The organism is Trinickia sp. (assembly GCF_057351765.1).
Genome location: NZ_JBMRBK010000073.1, coordinates 38,050 through 61,128 on the forward strand (window position 1 = coordinate 38,050; position 23,079 = coordinate 61,128).

The window sequence follows — 23,079 nt, forward strand, 5'->3', positions numbered from 1 at the left end:
CCTTCGTTTCGCCCACGCCGATGCGGCGCCTTTGGCGGCGCTTCAAAACGCAACGGCTCGGCTACTGGAGCTTGATCGTCTTTTGTATCGCGTTCGTCGCGAGCCTGGCTGGGCCGCTATGGTCGAACGACAAACCGCTCGTCGTGCGCTATCAGGGCCAATTCTATTTTCCCCTCGCGAAGACCTATGCCGAGACGACGTTCGGCGGCGACTTCCCGACGCCCGCCGATTATCTCGACCCGTACGTGCGCCGCCGCTTCGATCTGCCCGGCAATTTCGCAATCTATCCGCCGAACCATTACTACTACGACACGCTCAACTATTTTTCGAAGGAGCCGAATCCCGCACCGCCGTCGCGCGAGAACTGGCTCGGCACGGATCAGCAAGGGCGCGACGTGTTCGCGCGGCTGCTTTACGGCTTTCGCATTTCGGTCGAGTTCGGGTTGATCCTGACGTTGATCGGCAGTGTGCTCGGCATTCTGGCCGGCGCGGTCCAGGGATATTTCGGAGGCCGAACAGATATCCTCGGCCAACGGCTCATCGAGATCTGGAGCGCGCTGCCCGAGCTCTATTTGCTGATCATCTTCGCGTCGATCTTCGAGCCGAGCTTCGTGCTGCTCATCGTGCTGCTTTCGCTTTTCGGCTGGATCGGGCTGTCGGATTACGTGCGCGCCGAGTTTCTGCGTAACCGTACGCAGGACTACGTACGTGCGGCGCGCGCCATGGGCCTGAGCAACCGGCAGATCATCTGGCGTCACATACTCCCGAACAGCCTGACGCCCGTCATCACGTTTTTGCCGTTCCGGATGAGCGGCTCGATTCTCGCGCTGACGAGCCTCGACTTTCTCGGCCTGGGGGTGCCCCCGCCGACGCCCAGCCTTGGCGAGTTGCTGGCGGAGGGCAAAGCGAATCTCGACGCCTGGTGGATCTCGTTATCGACATTCGGCGTGCTCGTCGCCACGCTGCTGCTATTGACGTTCATGGGCGATGCGCTGCGCAACGCGCTCGACACGCGGCTCGCCGATGCCATGCGAGCGGGAGGCAACCAATGAGCGCGGCGCATAGCAATCAAGCCATGGATGCGAACGGGGCGCCGCTGCTGTCGATCGAAGGACTCAGCATCGCTTTCGGCGAGACCGTCGCTGTGAACGACATCACGCTTGCGATCGGCCGCGGCGAGCGCGTCGCGCTCGTCGGCGAATCGGGCTCGGGCAAGACCGTCACGGCGCTTGCGATCCTGCGACTGCTGCGCGATGCGCACGTGAGCGGCGCCATCCGGTTCGCCGGGGCCGATCTCAACGCCAAGAGCGAACGCGACATGCGCGCACTGCGCGGCTCTGATATCGCGATGATCTTTCAGGAGCCGATGACGGCGCTCAATCCGCTTTACACGATCGGCGAGCAGATTGCCGAGACGATCGTCGCGCACGACGGCGTCGCGCCCGCCGAAGCGCGGCGGCGCGCCGTGGCATTGCTTGCGCGCACCGGCATTGCCGAGCCGAACAAGCGCGTTCTCAGTTATCCGCACCAATTATCGGGCGGGCAGCGGCAGCGCGCGATGATCGCAATGGCACTCGCGTGCCGTCCGCGCCTGCTGCTCGCGGACGAACCGACGACAGCGCTCGATGTCACGATTCGCGCGCAGATCGTCGATCTGCTGCTCGAGTTGCAGCGCGAGGAAGCGGCCAAGCGCGGGATGGCCGTGCTGTTGATCACGCACGATCTGAACCTCGTGCGGCGGTTCGCGGAGCGGGTTGCCGTCATGGAGCACGGCGTGCTCGTCGAATGCGGCCCCGTCGAGCGGATCTTCGAAGCGCCTCAGCACGCCTACACGCGCCGCCTCATCGAAAGCCGCCCGCGTCGTTCGGTGCAACCCGTACTGCCGATCTCGCCCGCGGTGCTCGAAGCGCGCGACGTATCGGTGGCATTCCGGACCCGCTTGCCCGGCATGCGCGGCTGGTTTCATTCGGGCAGCTTTGCGGCGGTATCGAATGCGAGCGTGGCTGTGCGCCAGGGCGAGACGCTCGGCATCGTCGGCGAATCGGGTTCGGGCAAATCGACGCTGGCGATGGCATTGCTCGGCTTGCAACGCACCGCGTTCGGGACGATCGAATTTCAAGGCCAGCCGCTCGCAAGCTATCGAGGGCGGGCAAAGACGGAGCTGCGCTCCAATATGCAGGTCGTCTTTCAGGATCCATTCAGTTCGCTTTCGCCGCGCCATACGATCGAACGCATCGTGGGCGAAGGGCTCGCGCTCCATCGGCCGGAGCTCGGCGCCGCCGCGCGACGCGAAAAGATCGTGGCGATATTGCGGGAAGTGGGGATGGACCGGACCGTGCTCGCGCGCTATCCGCACGAGTTCTCGGGCGGTCAGCGGCAACGGATCGCAATTGCTCGCGCCCTCGTACTGGAGCCGCGGCTTCTGGTACTCGACGAGCCGACGAGCGCGCTCGACGTATCCATTCAGCAGCAGGTGTTGGCGCTGCTGAGCACATTGCAACAGAAATACAACCTTGCGTTTATTTTTATCAGCCACGATCTGGCCGTCATCGGGGCGATGGCCCATCGCGTGGCGGTCATGCAGGACGGCGCGATCGTCGAGACGGCGGATGTCGAAAAGATATTCTCGAAACCGCGGCATCCGTATACGCAAAAGCTCCTCGCAGCCAGCATGCAAGGATGATCGCGGCAATTATGACGGTACCCCGATTGTTTTTTTTAATTTGTTTTGACAACTGGTTACATCCTGGCTAGTATCGTCCAAACTTTCCGCAGAACCCCTCGCAGATCCCTGATTCTTAAGCAAATCCTACCGACCGATGCAGCACCGATACTTTGCCCAGGCTTGCGCGCGCGTCGTCACCGGAATGTTCGTTGGCGTCTTGATGAGCGCAGCAGCCGGTGCGTTCGCGGACGAAGCGAACACGTTGTCGCAAAGCACCGCCTACCCGATTCGCGCAGAGTCGACCTCGCTTTCCTCAGTTTCGTCCCCCGATTCCCAAGCAGCAGAGCCCACGACCCGTGCCGGCCGCGCCAAAGCCTTTTTCTCCGGCATGGCGGGCAAGGCGGGTGATGTCGTCGTCGGCGCGCTGAACATGATCGGCGTACGTTACCGCTGGGGCGGCGATTCCCCGGATTCCGGGCTCGATTGCAGCGGATTCGTCCGCTACGTATTCCAGGACACCCTCGGTCTCGCGCTGCCGCGCCGGGCCGAAGAAATGAGCCGTGTCGGCGAAAAGGTCCGCATCAGCGACCTCAAGCCCGGCGATCTGGTGTTCTTCAATACGATGCGTCGCACGTTCTCCCACGTCGGCATCTATATTGGCGACAACAAGTTCGTGCATTCGCCGTCCACCGGCAGCACGATCCGCGTCGACGATCTGGACGACCGTTACTGGGAAAAGCGCTTCACCGGTGCTCGCCGCATCGAATCGCGCTTCCCGGTCAAGGCCGACGAGTTGCGTCAGCGCGTGAGCGCGACGATGGACGCGACGGCCGGCAACTGAGTACGATCGGCCCGCGCTGCCGCAGCTGCGGCGGACGGGCTCTTCGATTGTCCAAAACCGCTGCAGGTGTAAGCCGGCAGCGGTTTTTGTCGTTCGGTTCGGGCCCTATGCGCCGCGCGTTTTATGATGCGGGCACGGAAACGGCCCGGACGTGGCCCGCTGCGAGCCTTTGCTCCAGTTGCGAAAAGACCTTGGCGACCGCTTCCTCGCCCGCGAGGATCGCCGCGTTGCGCTGCCCGAAATCGCTGCCGCTCATCGCGGCCAGATTCGGACGAATCACGAAATCCGCGTATTTTTCGAGTTCGTAGGTTTTGATCGTCTGCCCCATGATCGTGAAGGTCTGAAGCAGGACGTCGAACGAGTTCTGCGTAAGCGCACTCTCGGGGTTGGCGGAAATATCGACGGCAATCACGAAATCGGCCCCCATTCTCCGCGCGAACGACGCGGGCACAGGGCTGACGAGTCCGCCATCCACGTACTCGTGGCCACCGATCTTGACCGGTTCGAAAATCGACGGAACGCTGCATGAAGCGCGTACGGCCACACCTGTGTTGCCGCGCTGGAAGAGAATCGGCTGGCCCGTGCGCAAATCGGTGGCGACGATGCCGAGCGGGCGTGCCATTTTCTCGATCGGCCGGTTGGCGAGCGTCGTGTTGACGTAGTTCTGCAATGCAACGCCTTGCAAGAAGCCACGCGTACGAAACGGCATCGCCCAATCGCTGATCGAAGCCTGATCCATCGTCAATGCGAGCTTGTTGATCGCGATGCCATTCATACCCGACGCATAGAGCGCGGCGACGACCGAGCCCGCGCTCGTTCCGCACAGCAGATCGGGCGTCACGCCGCGCGCTTCGAGCGCCTTGATGACGCCGATATGGGCGAAGCCGCGCGCGGCGCCGCCGCCGAGCGCGAGACCGATGCGAAGCGGCCGCTCGGGCGCCGATGCGACGGGCGGGTTCTCGCTTGTTTTCGGCGGTGCCGATGCGCAAGCGCCGACGAGCATCGAGGCGCAGGCCAGCGAGAAGTTGCGCCGTGACAAGCCGGACGATTGCGGTGGTTGCGGCAAAGTAGAGCGGGGGGAAGCGGGTTTCAACGATATCTCCTGCGGCCATGATGCGCACCGTGCGCGACTTGGGGCACGGCGTGCGCAATGTCGTGCGCGGGCACATCATAAGGCAAAGCGCGGGACGTGCGCGGCACGTCCCGGCGAAGCGCGTCGCTGCGGGGCTTCGGTATCGCCGGGTATAATCGCGGTCTCCTTCCGTTTGCTCGCAATGCGTGTATCCATCGCGCGAAATCCGCCCATGTCCAACGTCCGCACCCGTTTCGCACCCAGCCCCACCGGTTTCATCCACCTTGGCAACATCCGCTCGGCGCTCTATCCGTGGGCCTTTGCGCGCAAGATGAAGGGGACCTTCGTGCTGCGGATCGAAGACACCGATGTCGAGCGTTCGACGTCGGCTTCCGTCGATGCCATTCTCGAAGGCATGGCGTGGCTCGGCCTCGATTACGACGAAGGGCCGTTCTATCAAATGCAGCGCATGGACCGCTATCGCGAAGTGGTCACGCAAATGCTCGAGCAGGGTCTCGCTTATCCGTGCTACATGTCGACGGAAGAACTCGATGCGTTGCGCGAACGTCAGCGCGAGGCCGGCGAGAAGCCGCGCTACGACGGTACCTGGCGACCGGAACCCGGCAAGACTTTGCCGACGCCGCCTGCCGGTGTGGCACCCGTCATCCGTTTCCGGAACCCGCTCACCGGTATGGTGGCCTGGGACGATGCCGTGAAGGGCCGGGTCGAAATTTCGAACGAGGAACTCGACGACCTCGTGATCGCGCGCCCCGACGGGACGCCGACTTACAATTTCTGCGTCGTCGTCGACGATCTCGATATGTGTATCACCCATGTGATTCGCGGCGACGATCACGTGAACAACACGCCGCGTCAGATCAACATTCTGCGTGCGTTGGGGGCGGAGCCGCCGGTCTATGCGCACTTGCCGACCGTGCTCAACGAGGCGGGCGAGAAGATGAGCAAGCGCCACGGTGCAATGAGCGTCATGGGTTATCGCGATGCCGGTTATCTGCCGGAGGCCGTGCTCAACTATCTCGCGCGTCTGGGCTGGTCGCATGGCGACGCGGAGATCTTTTCGCGCGAGCAGTTCGTCGAGTGGTTCGATCTCGAACACCTTGGCAAATCGCCGGCGCAATACGATCACAACAAGCTCAACTGGCTCAACAACCACTACATCAAGGAAGCCGACAACGCCCGGCTTGCCGGACTCGCGCTGCCGTTTTTTGCGGAGTTCGGCGTCGATGACGCGACGCTGGCGAAAGGGCCGTTGCTTGCGAGCGTGATTGCGCTGATGAAGGATCGGGCGACGACGATCAAGGAGATCGTCGAAAACGCGCTCATGTTCTATCGCGAGCCGGCGCCCGAGGCCGAGGCGCTCGCGCAGCATCTGACCGATACGGTGCGTCCGGCGCTTGCCGATCTGGCGGCAGCGCTGCGTGCGGCCGAGTGGACGAAAGAGGGTATCGCGGCCGCGTTGAAGGCGACGCTCGGCGCGCACAAACTCAAGATGCCGCAGCTCGCGATGCCGCTGCGGCTGGTTGTTGTCGGGACGACGCATACGCCGTCGATCGACGCGGTGTTGGCGCTGTTCGGTCGGGACGTCGTGGTGAGTCGGATCGAAAAGCACGTGTGAGCGTGACGTCTGGCTGGCGTGCTCGAGCGCTGCGATAAAAAATTGCGCGTCGGTTCGCGAAGGGTATTTACAAACCAGGAATTGACCTCTAAAATCTCGTTTCTGTTCTGCAAGGGGGTATAGCTCAGCTGGGAGAGCGCTTGCATGGCATGCAAGAGGTCAGCGGTTCGATCCCGCTTACCTCCACCAAAACATGGTCCGCAGACAGCCGCAGTAGTCAGAAAAGCCCTGAGCAATCGGGGCTTTATCTTTTTCTACGGTCCGTAGAGAGTTCCGCCAGCGCGTCGTGCAACGTCAGCGCGGCACCTATCCCCAAGCCCACTGCAAAAACCGCTGTTGCCATGGCGGTCGTTCCGCTCGCGAGCATCGCCGATGCGATGGGGACGACAGACAGGATGACGACGTTGTTCAGCGTCTCGGCGGTTGCGAGAACCGCGCCCTTGTCGCGACCCGAACGTGCGGCGAGGACCGTGGTCGCCAGTGGGGCGCCGGCCCCTAGCGCCGCGCCCCACGCCGTGAGGCATAGGAGCGCGCCGAACAACGGCAGCGATAGCAGATTGAATGCCGCGACGGAAGCGATCAAAAGGCCCGTCGCGACGATCAGCGAACGCTCCTCGCTGCGCATCAGGCGCCGCAGTTTCCCCGCTGACAGATTGCCGATCCCGAGCCCGATGCCGAACGCGGTCACGCTCATCCCGACATGGGCAACATCGAGCTGGTAACGCTGACGCAATACTTCTCCCGACAATAGGAAAGCGGATACGCCCGTCCCGTTCCATAGGCCTTTCGCGAGCAGAGGACGCGTGACGCTTCGGTTGCCGAGCCACTTGAAGCCTTGGGTTTCGTGCGTCGTGACGGAGGTGTGGCGTTTCGGCATCGTGGCGGCACCAATCAGGAAGGAGACGATGCAGCCGGCCGACATCAGCAGGAACGGTGCTCGCCAACCGAGCCAGGTCGTCAGCAGGCCCGCTATCGCGGGACCGAGCGCGATGCCGAACGTCATGCCCAGCATGACAGCCCCCATCGCGGACGCATGGCGCTCACGCGGCACGACCTCGGAGATCAAGGCGAACGAGGTCGGAATGATGACTGCGGACGCGAGACCACCGAAAATCCGCAACGCGATCGCTACGCCGAGCGTTGGCGCGAAGGCGATGCCGACGCCGTCGATCGCGAACGATAGCAGCGCGATCAGAAGCAGACGGCGCCGATTGATCCGATCCGACAAACAGCCGAGGATCGGTGCCGCGATAGCGTAGGCGAACGCATAACTCGAGATCAGCCAGGCGATGCGAACCGAGTCGGTGTCGAATTCGATGCTGAGTGGGTTGAGCATCGCAGAAAGCATGAACTCGCTCGCGCCGACGCAGAACACCGACATCGAGAGGACGGCCAACAGCGTGCGCTCGCTGCTCATACCGGAAACGGCTTCGGATGATGACAAGGTTGATCCAAGAGAATGCGAAATCGACCGGACGTGGATTCGGGAGGAAGGACCCGCCGGCGCGGATGCACGGCGATTCGCCGTAAGTTTATTGGCGCAGCGTTAAGTCGATAAAAGAAGCGACTTCTTTTGGGACGGTGATTCGCGGGTCACGTGCCATCCGCTCACTTCCATCGATTGATCGACGCCACGCATCAATCGATCCAAAAGTTGCACTTCACATCGGAGACGGTTCCGAAGAACAATGCGCGATCGCCCGGCAGCTCAAACACATGACCCGCGAGCGGCGTATCGACTAGAACCGAACCATCCGGAGACACTCCATGCCACAAGCAGCCGTCGCTTCCAATCGACGCAGCACAAGCGCAACCGTCCTGCGCGTGACCGCCGGCAACTTCCTCGAGCAGTTCGACTTTTTCCTGTTCGGCTTCTATGCCACGCAAATCGCCGCGGTTTTCTTTCCGTCCTCGAGCGAGTTCGCCTCCTTGATGATGACCTTCGCGGTGTTCGGCGCCGGCTTTCTGATGCGGCCGATCGGTGCGATCGTCCTCGGCGCCTATATCGACGATGTCGGCCGCCGCAAAGGCCTGATCGTCACGCTTTCGCTGATGGCGCTCGGCACGCTTCTCATCGCCTTCGTGCCCGGTTACGCCAGCATCGGTCTCGCCGCGCCCGCTCTCGTGCTGCTGGGCCGTCTGCTTCAGGGCTTCTCGGCCGGTGCCGAGCTCGGTGGTGTCTCCGTCTACCTGGCCGAGATGGCGACGCCGGGTCGTAAAGGCTTCTATACCAGCTGGCAATCGGCAAGTCAGCAGGTCGCGATCGTCGTGGCGGCCACGCTTGGCTTCGCGCTGAACCAGTGGCTCAGCAAAGGCATGATCGCCGCATGGGGATGGCGGGTGCCGTTCTTCGTCGGCTGCCTGATCGTGCCTTTCATCTTCGCGCTGCGCCGTAACCTCGCCGAAACGCAAGCGTTCCAGCAGCGGCAGCATCGGCCCCATCTGCGCGAGGTGTTCCTCACGTTGGCTCGCCACTGGGCGACCGTGCTCGCCGGCATGATGCTGGTCGCGATGACGACCACGAGCTTCTATCTCATCACCGTCTATGCGCCCACCTTCGGCAAGACGGTACTGCACCTGAGCACGGCCGACAGCCTGCTTGTCACGCTGTGTGTCGGCGTGTCGAATTTCATCTGGTTGCCCATCGGCGGTGTGCTGTCGGACCGCTTCGGCCGCCGTCCGCTGCTGGTCGGCATGAGTATGCTCACCGTGCTGACCGCGTATCCGGTGCTGTCCTGGCTCGCGCACGCGCCGAGCTTCGGGAGCATGCTCGGTGTGCTGCTGTGGCTGTCGTTCATGTACGGCGTCTATAACGGGGCGATGGTGGTCGCGCTCACGGAGATCATGCCAGCCGAGGTCCGCGTGGCCGGTTTCTCGCTCGCATACAGTTTGGCAACCGCCGTATTCGGCGGGTTCACGCCCGCGGTTTCCACGGCGCTGATTCATTGGACGGGCGACAAGGCCGCACCGGGGTACTGGCTGAGCCTCGCCGCCGCCTGCGCATGCTGTGCAACGTTCGTGCTGTACCGTCGCTTGCCGGCAGCGTTCGGCGCAGTCCAATCCCAATAAGAGGCGCCGTCCGATCATGCACACCCTTCGATCCGTTTTGCGGAAGTTCGTTACTGTCGCGTTTTTGGCCGGCACGTTTGCTGCGGCGAACGTGCAAAGCGCGGAACTGCATGTAATGACCTCTGGCGGCTTCACGGCGGCCTATCAGTTGCTCGGCCCGCGCTTTGCCGCGGCAACCGGAAACACGCTCGAAACCGTCCAGGGCCCGTCGATGGGCAAGTCCGCCGCCGCCATACCGAATCGGCTTGCGCGCGGCGAGCCCGCCGACGTCGTGATCATGGTCGGCTATGCACTCGACGATCTGATCAAGCAGGGCAAGGTCATCCCCGGCTCGCGCGTCGAACTCGCCGATTCGCGCATCGGCATGGTGGTGCGCGCAGGTGAGCCGAAACCGGACATCGGTTCGCTCGACGCGTTGCGGCAAACCTTGTTGCACGCGAAGTCGATTGCCTATTCAGACAGCGCAAGCGGCGTATATATCGAACGCGAGCTTTTCAAGAAGCTGGGCATCGAAGAGGACGTCAAGCCGAAGGCGAAGATGATCCCACGGATTCCGGTTGCATCGGTGGTCGCCACCGGAGACTACGAAGTCGGTTTTCAACAGGTCAGCGAGTTGCTGCCTGTGAAGGGCGTCACCTTCGTCGGCACGATTCCCGAATCGGTGCAGTCCGTCACGCGCTTTGCCGCGGGCATCCCGGCCGCCGCATCGCATCCTCGCGAAGCCAGGCAGCTTCTCGACTATCTCGCGTCGCCCGACGCGCGGCCGGCGGTCGAATCGACAGGGCTTCAGCCGGTCGGCGAACACTGAGCCGGCCTTCAGCCGGGCAGGGCCGTGCTGCGAGGTTCACGATTTCCGTTGCGCGGTTCGTTTCGTGGCGCCGCGTGCGGCGCGCGTGCGCTGCGTGTCGACGACCATGCGGTAGAACTCTTGTGCCGCAGGTGTCATCTGGCGGCCGCGCCGGTGTACGAGACCGACGCGCCGCGTGACGACCGGGTCGACGAGCGGTACGCTCGTCAGCAACGGATGCTCTGACTGCGGCATCGCCATCGACGGCACGGCAGCGACGCCGAGCCCGGCTTCGACGAGCCCGAGCGCCGTCGTTACGTGGCGCGTCTCGCAGACGCTCTGTGTGCGCGGTGCGATGGCCGCGAGCGCTTGGTCGAGCAGCAGGCGGTTTCCGGACGTCTTGTCGACCGATACATACTCGTGTTCGTAGAACTCGCTCCACGAAACGCGCTTCTTGCCCGCGAGCGGATGATCGCGCCGGCACGCCACGACAAAGCGATCTTGCAGGAGCAGCTTGAATTCGACGTCAGCGTCCTGACTGCCGACGAAACCGACGCCGAAATCGGCTTCGCCATTCTTGACCGCGTTCAACACTTCGTTCGAGCTTGCATCGAAGAGCTTGACGCGGATACGTGGATAGCGGCCGCGATATTGCGCAATGACAGCCGGCAGAAAATAGTGCGCAGCCGACGGCACGCACGCGATCGTCACATGCCCGAGTCGGCTCGAAGACACTTCGCGGATGCTGAGCAGCGCCGCATCGAGATCGTCCAGCAACTGCTCGGCGCTCGGCGCGAAGGCTTGGCCAACCGTCGTCAGATACACACGGCGCGTGGTGCGCTCGAACAGCCGGGCGCCAAGCGCTTCTTCGAGTTTGTCGACGCGTCGGCTCAGGGCCGGTTGCGAGATGTTGATCGATTCGGCGGCCTTGCGGAAGCTGCCCAGCTTGACCACCGCGATGAACGCCTGCAGATCGTTGAGATCCAAGTGGATGGCCACCGTACGCGCTCACTGTGTCGAAAACGCCATTGTGCATGAGGCGGGCCGCCTTCGCCGCTTGGATAATCCCGCTCAGCCGAACCTGTCGAGCAGGCTGTACCACGCGACCCCCGCCGCAATGTAAAAGCGCTGAAGCCCATGCAACGGAATTGGAGTCATCGGCGATTGCGGATACGGAAACCGGTTGCCGCTGCCCGCGAGCCGCTCCGCGATGTGCCGACCGAGACTGGTACAGAGCGCAATGCCGCGCCCATTGCACCCGAGCGCCATCGTCACGCCCGGCGCCGGCTCGTGAATATGCGGCATGAAATCGCGCGTAATGGCAATTCGCCCGGCCCAGCGATACTCGTAATCGAGCGGCCCCAACTGCGGGAAGAGCAATTCGAGCGAGCGCTCGAGATGCGCAAAATCGCCCGGACCGCGCGGCTCGGTAAAGAAACCGCGTCCACCCATCAACAAGCGGCCCGCCGCATCTTTACGGAAATACAGCAGCAGCCGCTGCGAGGTCGAAGCGGTCTCGCCGCGAGCGAGGATTGCTTGCGCATGCGCTGCGCTCAGCGGCCGCGTGGCGACGATGAAGCTGTTGGCGCTCAGGACTGTCTGCGCCAAGCCCGGCCATAACGAGCCGGTGTAGCCGTTGGTGGCGATCACCACATGCTCGGCGCGCACTTCGTTGCCATCGGAAGTGGTCGCGATCCAGCGCGAGCCTTGCCGCTCCAGCTTCGCGACGGTCGTTTGCGCATGCACGGCGCCCCCGGCTTGTTGCACCGCGCGCGCGAGCCCGCGTGCATATGCCAATGGCTGAATGGCGCCTGCGCGGCCATCGAGCCAACCGCCCGCAAACGCTTCGGTGCCCACGCGCCGAGCCACGGCGGCCCGGTCGAGCAACTCGACCGGCACACCGCGCCGCCCCCATTGCCGCGCCCGCGCATGCATGGCCGGAACGCTTTTCTCCGAATACGCCAATTGCAGCCAGCCCGCGCGTGCGGGCTGACAGTCGATGGCATGCCGGTCGATCAGATCGAAGACGAGATCCGCCGAACGCGATATCGCATCGATCAACGGTTCTGCGCGCTCGGCACCCAACATGCGCACGAGATCGTCGGGGTCGTGCTTCAGTGTCGGGTTCACCTGTCCGCCATTGCGGCCCGACGCGCCCCAGCCGGGTTCATTGGCCTCCACCACCGTCACTCCGACACCGCGTTCCGCAAGATGCAACGCAGTCGAAAGGCCGGTATAGCCGCCGCCGATGACGAGCACGTCCGTCGCCGTCGATTCGAGCAACGGGGGGGCGGGCGGCGCGGCAGGGGCCGTGGCGGCCCACAGCGAAGGCGGCAGCGGCTCGCTCGTCTTTCCCGAGGCGGTGCGCGGAACGGTCATCGACCCGCATCTCCCGTTGCCACGTCAGCAGGCCGGTGCAGCACGCGGCGCAGGAAATCCTGCGTTCGCGGCTCGTGCGGCGCGCCCAGTACTTGTGCCGCGGTGCCCGCCTCGACGATGGTGCCGCTATGGAGGAAGCAGACGCGATCGGCCACCTCGCGCGCAAAGCCCATCTCGTGCGTCACCACGATCATCGTCATGCCTTCACTTGCGAGCCTGCGCATGACTTCGAGTACATCGCCCACGAGCTCGGGGTCCAACGCGGAAGTGGGCTCGTCGAACAGCATGGCCTCGGGTTCCATCGCCAGCGCCCGCGCGATGGCGACGCGTTGCTGCTGACCGCCGGAGAGTTGATTGGGATAAGCCGGTGCCTTGGCGACGAGGCCCACTTTGTCGAGCAGCGCCATCGCCTTCGCGCGCGCAGCGCCGGGCTGTTCGCGCTTCACATAGACGGGGCCTTCCATCACATTTTCGAGGACGGTGCGGTGGGGGAACAGGTTGAACCGCTGGAAGACCATACCCATGCGGCTTCGCAGCGTATGAATCGTCTTGCTGGTCTGGTCTACGCGTTCGCCGAATGCCACGATCTCGCCGCCGTCGTACGACTCGAGCCCGTTGATGCACCGCAGGACCGTGGACTTGCCCGAGCCGGACGGGCCGATGAGACAGACCACTTCGCCCTTGTCGACCGCGAGGTTCACGCCGCGCAGCACATGGTGATCGCCGAAATGTTTGTGCAACCCGCGAATCTCGATCATGGTTTATTCCTGCCGGCGCCCATACGGCGCTCGAGCCTGCGCAGTCCATATACCAGCGGCAAACTCATCAACAGATACAGCAACGCGACGAGCGTATAAACGGTCATGTTCTGGAAAGTGGAGGAGGCGATCAGCTGCCCGGCGCGCGTCATTTCCGCCACCGTAATGGTGGAAACGAGCGACGAATCCTTGAGCATCATCACCAGCGTATTGCCATATGGCGGCAATGCGATACGGAAGGCCTGCGGCAGGATCACGCGGCGCATGACGAGCGCACCGCGCATACCGAGCGCTCGAGCGGCTTCGTGCTGGCCGGCGTCCACGGCTTCGATGCCGGCACGGAAGTTTTCAGCCTGATAGGCGGAGTACGCGATCCCCAGCCCGATCACGCCGGCCTGAAACGCGCTCAGCTGAATCCCAACGTCAGGCAGTACGAAATAAATATAAAAGAGCTGGACGATGATCGGCAGCCCGCGGATGACATTGACGATGCTTGCGCCCATGGCCGACACGGCACGCACGGGCGAGAGCCGCATCAATGCGAGGGCCAGTCCGACCACGCTGCTCAACATGAACGACAACACGGTCACTTGCACCGTGACCACCGCGCCCTTTAACAGGATGGGCAGGAACGCTATCGCTTGCTGGAGAAACGCCGCGGCACTCATGGCGAATCAGATGCCCCACTTCTGCACGATCGACGACAACGTGCCGTCGCTCTTGATCTTGGCGATGGCCTTGTTGATACGACCGAGCAACTCGCTATCGCCCTTGCGGACGACCAGGCAGACATCGCCCACATTGACGGGCTTGTAGCTCGACACGAGCTTGACGCCGTGCAGCGTGTTCTGGCGGATCTGGTAAGCGACGATGGGTTGATCGCCCAGGCCGGCCTTGATGCGCCCGAGCGCCAAGTCACGCGTCATGTCGGCGATGGAATCGTAGCTGCGCACTTCCTTGAAGATGCCTTTTTTGTTGAGCATGTCGAGGAACACCGTGCCGACTTGCGCACCCACTACTTCGCCCTTCAGGTCGTCGAGCGAGGTATAGGCCTTGTTGTCGTCGGCCTTGACGAGCAAGCCTTCTCCGTACGAATAAACCGGATCGGAAAAGTCCACCACCTGTGCGCGTGCCGGTGTCTTCAACATGGCCGCGGAAATGATGTCGATCTTGTTGGACGTGAGCGAGGGAATGAGCGCGGAAAACACGGTTTGCTGCACGTTCACGTTGAAACCGCCCGCTTTGCCGACGGCGGTGACCGTGTCGACCATCATCCCTTGAATCGAATTGCTTTTGACGTCGAGGAAGGTGAACGGCACACCGGTCGCCGTGGCGCCGACGTTGTAGGTGGCTGCGCCACCTTGCGCCCAGGCAACGACTGCGGTGCCGAGCAGGGCCAGCGCCAATGCGGCGCGACGCGAAAAAGAGACGAGAGACATCGGACACCTCCTTGCGGAAAAGAAAGTTCGCCTGGCGAGATCCGATGATCGATTGTAGAAGATCGATAAACCATAATTGAAAACCATATATCGACTCGTGCGAATCGATATGCGATTCTTCCTTCCGTAATAGAGCCGAGCCCACCCATTTTCTTCAGACATGACTGCATCCGACGACGCGCCCAACCTGCTGTTCAATCAGTCTTTGGAAAAGGGGCTGGCCGTATTGAGCAGCTTCGACGCACAGCGCCGCACGATGACGATTGCCGAGGTGGCTGCCGCGGTGGGCATCAACAAAAGTTCGGCTCAGCGGATGATCTTCACGCTGGAGCAGCTTGGCTATCTGCGTAAGCATCCGCAAACGCGCCGCTACCAGCTCACTCCCGCAGTGATGAAGATCGGCTTCAATTATCTGGCCGCCGATACGCTCATCGACGTGGCGAATCCCTTCTTGGCCGAATTGACCAAGCTCACCACGGAAACATCGTGCTTGACCGAACCGGATCAAGGGGAGATGGTGTACGTCGCCCGCTTCGTGAGCGCGCACTTCGTGCCGGTGCATATGCCGATCGGCAGCCGCATTCCGATGTATTGCACGGCATCGGGACGTGCCTATCTTTCCGCATTGGCCGAGCCCGAAGCACGCTCGATCGTCGAGTCGTCGGACCGCATCGCGCATACGACCCATACCCGGATCGAGGTGGCAGACATCATGCAGGCGCTGCGCGAGGCACGCCAGCGAGGCTACGCTACGAATCGCGAAGAACTTTTCCTGGGCGACATGACCATCGCGGCGCCGATCGTCAGTGGCAACGGTCGCCCGCTGGGTGCCGTTCATCTCGTGGCACCGACGGGGCGGTGGAGCCTCGAGGAGATGGAAGCCAAACTCGGCCCGCCGCTGTTGCAATGCGCGCGGGCGATCAGTTCTTCAGTGCGGGCTTTGGGCTAAAAGGCCTGTTCGCCGCGCCGTCGACGCGCGCGACGAAGAGGCCTTGCCGCGGCCGCGTGCGCGTCAGTCGTCGAGCGCCTTGCCGCCTGTTTCCTCGAACATCGATACGGCGATCAACGAAATCAGCACGCAGCCGATCATGTACCAGGCCGGCGCCATCTTGTTGCCCGTCGAACGAATCAGCCATGCGGCGACGAGTTGCGCCGTGCCGCCGAAAACCGAGACCGCGATCGCATAGGCGCTCGACATGTAACCCGCGCGCAGATGCTTCGGGAAGTTCTCGGGCATCAGCGCATAGGCGGGCGCGGAGCCCATCGTGTAGCAGAGCATCAGCGTGATCAGCGCGGCCAGCACGACCGGCAGCGATGGAAAGTGCGTCATGACCCAGAACGCGGGATACAAGAGCACGATCAGCGCGATGCGGCCGATCTGTGTCAGCGGCTTGCGCTTGCCCATTCGATCGGACAATGCGCCATAGATCGGACACATCACGAGCGAGATGACGCTCGACGCGACGCCCGCCAGCATCGACATTTTCGGCGGCAGACCCAGATACTGGATGCAGTACGTCGGCATGTAATACATCATCACGTAGGTCGAGACGGACATGCCCATGATCGCGAAGATCGTCAAGAACCAGTTGCGCACGTAGAGGCCGCGCTTCGGATCGTCGCGGCTCGCCATGGCTTTCGCGGCGGGCGCTTCTTCGCGGATATGCCGGCGCAGGTAGATGCCGACCGGCGCGATCAGCGTACCCATGAGAAACGGGATGCGCCAGCCCCAGCTGTGCATGGTTGCGTCGGAGAGCAGGAAGCCCAGACTCGCCGCGAGACCGGAGCCCAGCAGGGCCGCCGCGCCTTGGCTCGCCAACTGCCAGCTCGCGCGAAAACCGCGGCTGCGCGCGCCGCCCATTTCCAGCAACGTCGCGGTAGCCGCGCCGAACTCGCCGCCCTGCGCGAAGCCCTGGACCAGCCGCGCGACGATGATCAGCAGCGGCGCTGCCACTCCGATCTGCGCGTACGTCGGCGCGATACCGATGGCAGCCGAACCCACCGCCATCAGCAGAATGGTCAACGTCAGCGCGGGCTTGCGACCCGCCCGATCGGCGTACCGGCCGAGCACGAAGCCACCGAGCGGGCGCATCACGAAACCGACGGCGAATACCGCGAACGCGAGCAGCGACGACATGATCGGATCGCTCGATGGAAAGAACTGCTTGCCGATCGTCAGCGCGAAATAGCTGTAGACGGTGAAGTCGAAGAATTCGAGCAGATTGCCGATGACTGCCGCGAATACGATCTTGCGCTGCTGCGCGGGCGTCATTTGCGCATCGTTGCGTGCGCTTGCCTGGGAAACGGATTGCGCGGCGGTGTTCATGCCCGATCCTTGCTCAGGAAGCGCTCGACGAGACGCGTCCAGAAGGCTGCGCCGATCGTGAGATTGTCATCGTTGAAGTCGTAGTGCGCGTTGTGCAGCATCGGGCGGCCTTCGCCGTTGCCGAGGCGGATGAAGCAGCCGGGGACTTTGTGCAGGTAGTAGGCGAAGTCTTCGCTGCCGGCGATGGCCGGAAACGGGAAAATCACGTGTTCCGGACCGACGAGTTCCTCCGCGATCCGGCGGGCGAATGCCGTTTCGTTCTCGCTGTTGATCAGCACGGGGTAGCCGCGAATGAAGTCGATCTCGGCCGTCGCGCCGTAAGCCTGCGCCTGAGAGGCGATCAGCCCCCGGATCCGTTCCTCCAACGTTTCGCGCACCGTCGGCGAGAACGAGCGCACGCTCATTTCCAGCACGGCGTCTTCGGGAATCACGTTCGGCGCATGGCCCGAGCGGAACGATCCGACTGTGATGACGGCGGCCTCGGTCGGATCGACGTTGCGCGACACGATCGATTGCAACGCCATGACGATGCTGCTGCCCACCACCACCGGGTCGATTGCGAGGTGCGGCCGAGCCGCGTGTCCCCCACGCCCGACGATGCGCACCTTGACCGTGTCGCACGCGGCCATCAGCGGGCCGGCGCGCAAACCGAACGTGCCCGCCGGCACGCCCGGATGATTGTGCAGACCGAAGATCGCTTCGCAAGGAAACCGCTCGAACAGTCCGTCGGCAATCATGCGTTGCGCGCCGCTGTCGGAGCCGGCCTCTTCGGCCGGCTGAAAGATCAAGTGCACGGTGCCGTCGAAGTTGCGCGTCTTCGCAAGCTGCTGTGCGGCGCCGAGCAGCACCGTCGTATGACCGTCGTGACCGCAGGCGTGCATCTTGCCGTCGTGGATGCTTGCATAGGGCAGGCCAGTCAGTTCCTGAATCGGCAACGCATCCATGTCGGCGCGCACGCCCACGGTACGCGGACTGCTTCCCGCACTCAGCGATGCCACGACGCCGTGTCCGCCGACATTGCGCGTCACGACGTAGCCCCACGCTTCGAGCTTTTCGGCGACAAGGCGCGACGTTGCGGCTTCCTCGTACGTCAGCTCGGGATGCCGGTGAATGTGATGGCGGATTTCGTCGAGTTGCGGTCTCGCATCGGCGAGATCGGCCAGTTCACAGTATCGGGATGGTTGCGTTTCACGCATCGGTCGTTCTCCTCGCTCTTAGGCACCTATACCCAGGCACGCGGGCACGCGACCCGCGTCGCTGTGCGCGTTCGGTCTTGTCGTGCCCGAGCCGGCATTATCCCAAGGCAATAAAAGCGATCCATGCGCTCAGACGTGCGAAACTGTTGCATTCGATGCAACGGAGGATCGTGCGATGGGCACTCTCGAACCCGCCATCAGCGACCGGACGATGTCCTATCTCGAGGCGATCGATGTCCACGGGACAATGCGGGGGGCGGCGGAATCGCTGGACGTGAACGTGTCGACGATCAGCCGGCAGATCGCTTCGATGCAGCGCGAGTTGCAACTCGCCCTGGTATCGCGCAAGGGGCGCGCAGTGACATTGACCGAGGCGGGGCATGCGGTAGTCGACTACTTTCGCGAATGCGAGCGTAATGCGCGCCGTTTCAGATCGCAGCTCGAGGAGTATCGGGAATTGCGCCGCGGCCGCCTGACGCTCGGCATCGCCGAAGGGTTCGTCAATGATTTCGTCGCGGGCGTGCTCAAGCGGTTCAACGCGCAATTCCCGCAGATCACGGTGGAGCTATGCAGTCCGATCTTGCCCGACATGTTGCGCATGGTTCGGGACGACGAGGTCGATATTTGCTTGATGGCCGGAATAGAGAAGGACCCTTCGCTCGTGATGCGGCGGCTGCAAAGCGAACCGTTATGCGCGATCGTCTCTCCCGCCCACCCGCTAGCCAGCCTCGGCACCGTCTCGCCCGCTCAACTGGTGGACGAAAACCTCGTTGTCATGCCGGATACCTTCGCCGTACAGCGGTACATCGATGCGATCTTCCACGATATCCGCCCGATGCTCGTACCGCGGTTCAAATGCGATCGGTTCGTGACCGCGTTGACGATGGCCGCCGAGGGGCTGGCCATCGCGTTCATGACACGGCGGGCAGCCGCTAGGCCGATCGCGAACGGTGAGGTCCGCGCGATTCCGATCGATCATCCGATCGCGCGTTCGTTGGACCGGTTCATCGTGATGCGCGCCGGGCGCCGTCTTCCTCCCGCCGGAAACTTTCTTTGGAAGGAAATCGTGCGTGTCATGTCGTCGGTGTGACCGGCTGGACGCGATTGGCCGTGCCAGGCGTGGCAGTGCCGAATTGCGGCGCGTACTGCGGAGGCGTCCAGCGAAACGGCAGCACGCCGAGGCTGCGCCTCGTTTCTCTCACGTGAAAGCGGATGACCCGCTGCGCGCCCTCGAATTCGTTCAGCACCGCGCCTTCCCAAACGATCTCGGCTTTTGCCGCGATATAGAGCAAATCGCCGGATTCGAAGTCGGGAACGAGTAGTCCCGCGAGCGGCGAAGCTGTCAGATTGCCTATCGTGTTCAAAAGTCGATTGCCGGCGTAGTCCGGAATGCACAACGTCACGTCGTTCTCGACGCGAACGAAACCCGGCATCCCGCCGCGATGCGAAACGTCCACCCCGCGCGCAGCGCCGGCGTTCGGTGATGTATGCGCCGACGCGATGAATAGCGTGTCGGCACGTTCGAGCAACGCGCGGTCCGAGTCCGAAAGTGCAGAGCCCTTCGTTTGAACGACTGCTTGCCGCGGCGGTGAGTTGCCGATATCGATTCGTTCAGGTGTGCGAGCCTGGATGAATCGGGCGCAGTTTCCAAAGCTTTGACCGACGCTCACGGTCAACGCAACGTCTGCCAATGCGACAACGACGCCATTGATCCGATTGCGACGGCGCGTCGGCAGTTCGATGCCCAGGCCGCCGAAGAAGGCACCGGGGTACCACGCGCCGTCCAGCGGATCGCCGGGGAGGGTGGTTCCGGCCATGCGAAGCGTCCGTGGATCCGGTGACGACACGAAGCCGGGGTGCCCGATTCGCATCGTCGCCCACGGTTGCCCGAACCGATCGGTGCCACCGACGATCATGAAGGGCAACTGCTCGTAGAACTGACGGTGTTGGTCGGGCATATGATCGCGGATACCGCGTCGGCCGGCAGCATCCGCTGCCTCGCGAACGCCGGCGCGGCTTTGAGCCGCGAGCTCGCCTTCGTGAAACGGCGACCCGCCGCCGGATCCTCCTGGCGCCGCAGCGCTATCAATTGCAGTCATCGCTCGGCTCCAAGGCAATCACGAACGCTCGGGCGCCGCGTTCGCCAACAGCCCCACCCGCGTCGTTGGCATCGGAACGAATCCTGGCAATGCCTCGACGCGGCGTAGCCAGGCGCGTAGATGCGGATACGGATCGAGCGACACGCCGCCTTCCGGCGCATGCGCGATATACGAATAGGCCGCGATATCGGCGATCGTTCGGTGATCGCCAATTGCGAAGGGCTTCGACGCCATTTCGTTTTCGATGACATCGAATAGTTTGACGGCGACCGCTTTTGCGGCTTCCCAATCCAGCTTCGCGTCGAACACCGTGACCAGCCGCGCGGCGCATGGCCCGTAGGCGAGCTGTCCCGCAGCCAGCGAAAGCCATCGTTGCACGGCCGCGGCGCCTTTCGGGTCGCTGGGGAGCCACGACTCGTCGCCGTAGGTCTTCGCGAGGTAGACGAGGATCGCGTTCGAATCGAACAGAACGAACTCGCCGTCCTCGATCACCGGCACTTGCCCAAAGGGGTTTTTTGCAAGAAATGCCGGGCCACGGTTTTCGCCGGCCGACATGTCGATCTCGATCGGGTCGTACGGCAAACCGAGTAGTTCGAGAAAGAGACGGACTCGGTGCCCATGGCCTGAAAGCCAGGTCGTGTAAAGCCGAATGGGCCGCTCGGGATGCGGTTGTGCAGAGGACATGTGAATTCACTCCGTTTCGTATTGACGTCGGCTTCGACGGAATATGCCCAGCGTAACGCAGCCGACTTTTCTGGATAAGATGGATAATCACGGTTTCTCTGTCCACTTAAAGCGAACGGCGATGGCGAATCTTCGTGAAGTGAACTTGAACCGCCTCGTCGTCTTCGTGGCGGTAGTCCATGCCAAGTCGCTGACGGGGGCTGCGGCGCGCCTGGGCATGGCAAAGACGATGGTCAGTACGCACGTTCAGCGGCTGGAGGCCGAGCTCGGCGTCAGTCTGTTGACGCGTACGACCCGCAGCCTGAACCTCACCGAGGCGGGCCGCCGCTTTTACGACGCCGCTCGCGACATACTTCGCGCGACCGAGACGGCGATCGACGAGATCGCAAGCGACAACGCCGCATTACGGGGGACGTTGCGCGTCAGTGCGCCTGTCGACTATGGCGCGTTGGTGGTCGCGCCCGCTCTGGTCGCGCTGCGGCGCGCCCACCCGCAGCTCGGTATTCAACTGCTCAGCGATGACCGCTATGTCGATCTGGTTGCGGAGAACATCGATGTCGCCATTCGGCTCGGAAAGCTGGCGGATTCCAGTTACCGATCGATCCGGGTCGGCAGTTTTGTATGCTGGCCCGTTGCCTCGCCGGAATTCGTGGCGGAGCACGGCCCGGTACGAAAACCCGAGGATCTCGCACGATTGCCGTTGATCGCGGCGTCGGCGCTGAGGCGGCCATTGACGTTCGACCTCGTCAATAGCCACGGCGTGAAAAAGCATATCCGCTGCCGAAGTGCGATCGCCGCCAATACGGCACCGGCCTGCCGTGCCGCAACGTTGGCGGGTGGCGGTTTCGCGGTGCTGACGGATTTCTCGATCGGCGCCGACATCAACGCGGGCAGGCTCGTGCGGCTGTTGCCGGGTTGGCAGACGCCGACGGCCGACATTCGCGCGGTCTTTCCGCCTTCGGACCACATCTCCGCCAAAGCACTCGCGCTCGGGCAGATGCTGAGACAAGCGAACGATCTTTAACCGTCAGGGCTTTGCGGTGCGCCGTGGCCGCTTGCGCTTGACGGTGTGTTCCTGTTCCTGGCCGTTGCCGTCATTCAGTCCTTCCGCCGTCGTGGGCAGGTTATGGGCATCCAGCCATGACGGACGTTCGGCATACATTTCCTCGATCAATTGTTTGACGAGAACGAGGTATTTCGAGTTGTCGTTGACGCGGTGATTGAAAATGACGGGCGAGGTTGCGCGATCGCTGTCCAACAGCCGGTAATGCACGTCGCGGCGCATTTGTCGCGCCGACGAGGGAATCACGCAAACACCGAATTCAGCTGCGACGAGCCCCAGCGCGGTCTGGATTTCGCGCACCTCAAGCACTTCCCCAAGTTGGACGCCGTGACCGTTCAGCGTGCTCAATACCTGGTCCGCAAAGCTCGGGCGCGGCTCTTTCGGATAGACGATCAGCTTTTGTCCATCGAGTTCCGTGGGGGGCAGCGGCATCGACGTGTGCGCCATGGGAGAGCCCATCGGTAGCGCCACCGCCAGACGCTCCTCGCGCAGCACGATGCCCGTCACGTTCGGATCGCTGTGGCGCACGCGACCGAAGCCGATATCGATGCGGCCTTCCTTCAACGCCTGGATCTGCTGGACCGACATCAGTTCGACCACCTGTATGTCGAGCTCGGGTGCGTGTTCGCGCAGCTTGCGCATCAGGGTGGGCAACCCGCCGTAAAGCGTGGAGGCGACAAAGCCGATCGACAAAACGCTGCGCTGATTGAGACCCACACGTCTTGTCGCGGCCTGCATCTGCTCGACACGTCCCAGCACCTGCATCGCTTGCTCGTAGAACAGACGGCCGGCCTCGGTCATCTGCACCGGGCGGCTATGGCGAATCAACAGCGAAACGCCCAGCTCTTCCTCGAGCAATTGAATTTGCCGGCTCAATGGAGGCTGCGCGATATGCAGTTGTTCGGAGGCACGCGTGAAATTGCGCTCGCGCGCAACGGCAATGAAATAACGGAGCTGGCGCAGGTCCATGGGGAGCCTCAAAGTCGGTCCAACTTGTCCATACCGATCGGGTATGTTGCGCCGCAATATCCAGAATAAATAGCCCGCAGCGCATGTTCCATATCT

20 protein-coding genes, 1 tRNA gene and 1 pseudogene are annotated in these 23,079 nt (G+C 62.9%); 10 read left to right on the forward strand and 12 right to left on the reverse strand.

Going from position 1 to position 23,079, the window contains the following annotated elements:
• The first annotated feature begins 20 nt into the window (after nucleotides 1–20).
• The 3 genes from ACO1XS_RS20235 (at nucleotide 21) to ACO1XS_RS20245 (ending at nucleotide 3,506) form a co-directional block, all read left to right on the forward strand.
• Nucleotides 21–1,052: an ABC transporter permease gene (locus tag ACO1XS_RS20235; RefSeq protein WP_331566156.1), complete on the forward strand. Its 1,032-nt coding sequence runs from the start codon at nucleotides 21–23 to the stop codon at nucleotides 1,050–1,052.
• Nucleotides 1,049–2,683 (forward strand): ABC transporter ATP-binding protein, encoded by a 1,635-nt coding sequence (locus tag ACO1XS_RS20240; RefSeq protein WP_486391541.1) that lies wholly within the window; start codon nucleotides 1,049–1,051, stop codon nucleotides 2,681–2,683. The genes ACO1XS_RS20235 and ACO1XS_RS20240 overlap by 4 nt, the downstream gene beginning before the upstream one ends.
• 136 nt (nucleotides 2,684–2,819) lie before the next feature.
• The gene (locus ACO1XS_RS20245) at nucleotides 2,820–3,506 is read left to right on the forward strand and encodes a C40 family peptidase (RefSeq protein WP_331566120.1); all 687 of its coding nucleotides are present in this window, start codon (nucleotides 2,820–2,822) and stop codon (nucleotides 3,504–3,506) included.
• Nucleotides 3,507–3,627: 121 nt separating this feature from the next.
• Here ACO1XS_RS20245 and ACO1XS_RS20250 read toward each other — a convergent pair whose 3' ends face one another.
• Nucleotides 3,628–4,605, reverse strand: coding sequence for a patatin-like phospholipase family protein (locus tag ACO1XS_RS20250; RefSeq protein ID WP_414720138.1), 978 nt, complete (start codon nucleotides 4,603–4,605; stop codon nucleotides 3,628–3,630).
• 205 nt (nucleotides 4,606–4,810) lie between these two features.
• On the opposite strand from ACO1XS_RS20250, the gene gltX reads away from it, so the two are divergent.
• Entirely contained in the window at nucleotides 4,811–6,214 is a 1,404-nt protein-coding gene (gene gltX, locus ACO1XS_RS20255; RefSeq protein WP_486391542.1) for a glutamate--tRNA ligase, read from the forward strand.
• Between the two features lie 113 nt (nucleotides 6,215–6,327).
• Nucleotides 6,328–6,403: transfer RNA gene (locus ACO1XS_RS20260), tRNA-Ala, on the forward strand.
• Nucleotides 6,404–6,458: 55 nt separating this feature from the next.
• Here ACO1XS_RS20260 and ACO1XS_RS20265 read toward each other — a convergent pair.
• Nucleotides 6,459–7,658, reverse strand: coding sequence for an MFS transporter (locus tag ACO1XS_RS20265; protein WP_486391543.1), 1,200 nt, complete (start codon nucleotides 7,656–7,658; stop codon nucleotides 6,459–6,461).
• A 323-nt stretch (nucleotides 7,659–7,981) separates the two neighbouring features.
• Between ACO1XS_RS20265 and tcuC the strand changes: the two genes are divergently transcribed.
• A complete protein-coding gene (gene tcuC / locus ACO1XS_RS20270) occupies nucleotides 7,982–9,283 on the forward strand; it encodes an MFS transporter (RefSeq protein WP_331566114.1) in 1,302 nt (433 codons plus the stop codon).
• Nucleotides 9,284–9,299: 16 nt separating this feature from the next.
• Entirely contained in the window at nucleotides 9,300–10,091 is a 792-nt protein-coding gene (locus ACO1XS_RS20275) for a substrate-binding domain-containing protein (RefSeq protein WP_486391544.1), read from the forward strand.
• 36 nt (nucleotides 10,092–10,127) lie between these two features.
• Here ACO1XS_RS20275 and ACO1XS_RS20280 read toward each other — a convergent pair whose 3' ends face one another.
• The 5 genes from ACO1XS_RS20280 to ACO1XS_RS20300 all read right to left on the reverse strand — a co-directional run bounded on the left by ACO1XS_RS20280 (nucleotide 10,128) and on the right by ACO1XS_RS20300 (nucleotide 14,646).
• Nucleotides 10,128–11,069: a LysR family transcriptional regulator gene (locus tag ACO1XS_RS20280; RefSeq protein ID WP_486391545.1), complete on the reverse strand. Its 942-nt coding sequence runs from the start codon at nucleotides 11,067–11,069 to the stop codon at nucleotides 10,128–10,130.
• Between the two features lie 72 nt (nucleotides 11,070–11,141).
• On the reverse strand, nucleotides 11,142–12,449 hold the full coding sequence (locus ACO1XS_RS20285; RefSeq protein ID WP_331573653.1) for an NAD(P)/FAD-dependent oxidoreductase: 1,308 nt from the start codon (nucleotides 12,447–12,449) through the stop codon (nucleotides 11,142–11,144).
• Complete coding sequence (locus ACO1XS_RS20290) at nucleotides 12,446–13,207, reverse strand: amino acid ABC transporter ATP-binding protein (RefSeq protein WP_331573655.1); 762 nt, start codon at nucleotides 13,205–13,207, stop codon at nucleotides 12,446–12,448. The genes ACO1XS_RS20285 and ACO1XS_RS20290 overlap by 4 nt, the downstream gene beginning before the upstream one ends.
• On the reverse strand, nucleotides 13,204–13,875 hold the full coding sequence (ehuD, locus tag ACO1XS_RS20295; protein WP_331573657.1) for an ectoine/hydroxyectoine ABC transporter permease subunit EhuD: 672 nt from the start codon (nucleotides 13,873–13,875) through the stop codon (nucleotides 13,204–13,206). Before ehuD ends, ACO1XS_RS20290 begins: the two co-directional genes overlap by 4 nt.
• A gap of 6 nt (nucleotides 13,876–13,881) precedes the next feature.
• On the reverse strand, nucleotides 13,882–14,646 hold the full coding sequence (locus tag ACO1XS_RS20300; RefSeq protein ID WP_331573659.1) for an ABC transporter substrate-binding protein: 765 nt from the start codon (nucleotides 14,644–14,646) through the stop codon (nucleotides 13,882–13,884).
• A 160-nt stretch (nucleotides 14,647–14,806) separates the two neighbouring features.
• On the opposite strand from ACO1XS_RS20300, the gene ACO1XS_RS20305 reads away from it, so the two are divergent.
• The gene (locus ACO1XS_RS20305; protein WP_331573661.1) at nucleotides 14,807–15,595 is read left to right on the forward strand and encodes an IclR family transcriptional regulator; all 789 of its coding nucleotides are present in this window, start codon (nucleotides 14,807–14,809) and stop codon (nucleotides 15,593–15,595) included.
• Nucleotides 15,596–15,658: 63 nt separating this feature from the next.
• On the opposite strand, the gene ACO1XS_RS20310 is transcribed toward ACO1XS_RS20305, so the two are convergent.
• Nucleotides 15,659–16,972: an MFS transporter gene (locus ACO1XS_RS20310; protein WP_486391546.1), complete on the reverse strand. Its 1,314-nt coding sequence runs from the start codon at nucleotides 16,970–16,972 to the stop codon at nucleotides 15,659–15,661.
• Nucleotides 16,969–18,168 carry a M20 aminoacylase family protein gene (locus ACO1XS_RS20315; protein WP_331574302.1) on the reverse strand — a complete coding sequence of 400 codons (1,200 nt, stop codon included), beginning with the start codon at nucleotides 18,166–18,168 and terminating at the stop codon, nucleotides 16,969–16,971. Before ACO1XS_RS20315 ends, ACO1XS_RS20310 begins: the two co-directional genes overlap by 4 nt.
• A gap of 175 nt (nucleotides 18,169–18,343) precedes the next feature.
• On the opposite strand from ACO1XS_RS20315, the gene ACO1XS_RS20320 reads away from it, so the two are divergent.
• The gene (locus ACO1XS_RS20320; protein WP_486391547.1) at nucleotides 18,344–19,258 is read left to right on the forward strand and encodes a LysR family transcriptional regulator; all 915 of its coding nucleotides are present in this window, start codon (nucleotides 18,344–18,346) and stop codon (nucleotides 19,256–19,258) included.
• 16 nt (nucleotides 19,259–19,274) lie between these two features.
• On the opposite strand, the pseudogene ACO1XS_RS20325 reads toward ACO1XS_RS20320, so the two are convergent.
• Nucleotides 19,275–20,267, reverse strand: a pseudogene (locus ACO1XS_RS20325) (pyridoxamine 5'-phosphate oxidase family protein); the annotation flags it as partial.
• Between the two features lie 18 nt (nucleotides 20,268–20,285).
• Nucleotides 20,286–20,951 (reverse strand): glutathione S-transferase family protein, encoded by a 666-nt coding sequence (locus tag ACO1XS_RS20330; protein ID WP_331574298.1) that lies wholly within the window; start codon nucleotides 20,949–20,951, stop codon nucleotides 20,286–20,288.
• A gap of 121 nt (nucleotides 20,952–21,072) precedes the next feature.
• On the opposite strand from ACO1XS_RS20330, the gene ACO1XS_RS20335 reads away from it, so the two are divergent.
• On the forward strand, nucleotides 21,073–21,975 hold the full coding sequence (locus tag ACO1XS_RS20335; RefSeq protein ID WP_440561524.1) for a LysR family transcriptional regulator: 903 nt from the start codon (nucleotides 21,073–21,075) through the stop codon (nucleotides 21,973–21,975).
• Nucleotides 21,976–21,978: 3 nt separating this feature from the next.
• Here the strand turns inward: ACO1XS_RS20335 and ACO1XS_RS20340 are convergent, their stop codons facing one another.
• Nucleotides 21,979–22,983 carry a LysR family transcriptional regulator gene (locus ACO1XS_RS20340; RefSeq protein ID WP_331574294.1) on the reverse strand — a complete coding sequence of 335 codons (1,005 nt, stop codon included), beginning with the start codon at nucleotides 22,981–22,983 and terminating at the stop codon, nucleotides 21,979–21,981.
• Nucleotides 22,984–23,079: the final 96 nt, after the last annotated feature.

Bases quoted from the DNA above. Each gene is read 5' to 3' on its own strand.
- ACO1XS_RS20335 (WP_440561524.1), top strand. From the start codon at position 21,073: ATGGCGAATCTTCGTGAAGTGAACTTGAACCGCCTCGTCGTCTTCGTG.
- ACO1XS_RS20340 (WP_331574294.1), bottom strand. From the start codon at position 22,983: ATGGACCTGCGCCAGCTCCGTTATTTCATTGCCGTTGCGCGCGAGCGC.
- ACO1XS_RS20275 (WP_486391544.1), top strand. From the start codon at position 9,300: ATGCACACCCTTCGATCCGTTTTGCGGAAGTTCGTTACTGTCGCGTTT.
- ACO1XS_RS20305 (WP_331573661.1), top strand. From the start codon at position 14,807: ATGACTGCATCCGACGACGCGCCCAACCTGCTGTTCAATCAGTCTTTG.
- tcuC (WP_331566114.1), top strand. From the start codon at position 7,982: ATGCCACAAGCAGCCGTCGCTTCCAATCGACGCAGCACAAGCGCAACC.
- ACO1XS_RS20310 (WP_486391546.1), bottom strand. From the start codon at position 16,972: ATGAACACCGCCGCGCAATCCGTTTCCCAGGCAAGCGCACGCAACGAT.
- ACO1XS_RS20330 (WP_331574298.1), bottom strand. From the start codon at position 20,951: ATGTCCTCTGCACAACCGCATCCCGAGCGGCCCATTCGGCTTTACACG.
- ACO1XS_RS20315 (WP_331574302.1), bottom strand. From the start codon at position 18,168: ATGCGTGAAACGCAACCATCCCGATACTGTGAACTGGCCGATCTCGCC.
- ACO1XS_RS20290 (WP_331573655.1), bottom strand. From the start codon at position 13,207: ATGATCGAGATTCGCGGGTTGCACAAACATTTCGGCGATCACCATGTG.
- ACO1XS_RS20245 (WP_331566120.1), top strand. From the start codon at position 2,820: ATGCAGCACCGATACTTTGCCCAGGCTTGCGCGCGCGTCGTCACCGGA.
- ACO1XS_RS20300 (WP_331573659.1), bottom strand. From the start codon at position 14,646: ATGTCTCTCGTCTCTTTTTCGCGTCGCGCCGCATTGGCGCTGGCCCTG.
- ACO1XS_RS20240 (WP_486391541.1), top strand. From the start codon at position 1,049: ATGAGCGCGGCGCATAGCAATCAAGCCATGGATGCGAACGGGGCGCCG.
- ACO1XS_RS20285 (WP_331573653.1), bottom strand. From the start codon at position 12,449: ATGACCGTTCCGCGCACCGCCTCGGGAAAGACGAGCGAGCCGCTGCCG.
- gltX (WP_486391542.1), top strand. From the start codon at position 4,811: ATGTCCAACGTCCGCACCCGTTTCGCACCCAGCCCCACCGGTTTCATC.
- ehuD (WP_331573657.1), bottom strand. From the start codon at position 13,875: ATGAGTGCCGCGGCGTTTCTCCAGCAAGCGATAGCGTTCCTGCCCATC.
- ACO1XS_RS20235 (WP_331566156.1), top strand. From the start codon at position 21: ATGCGGCGCCTTTGGCGGCGCTTCAAAACGCAACGGCTCGGCTACTGG.
- ACO1XS_RS20320 (WP_486391547.1), top strand. From the start codon at position 18,344: ATGGGCACTCTCGAACCCGCCATCAGCGACCGGACGATGTCCTATCTC.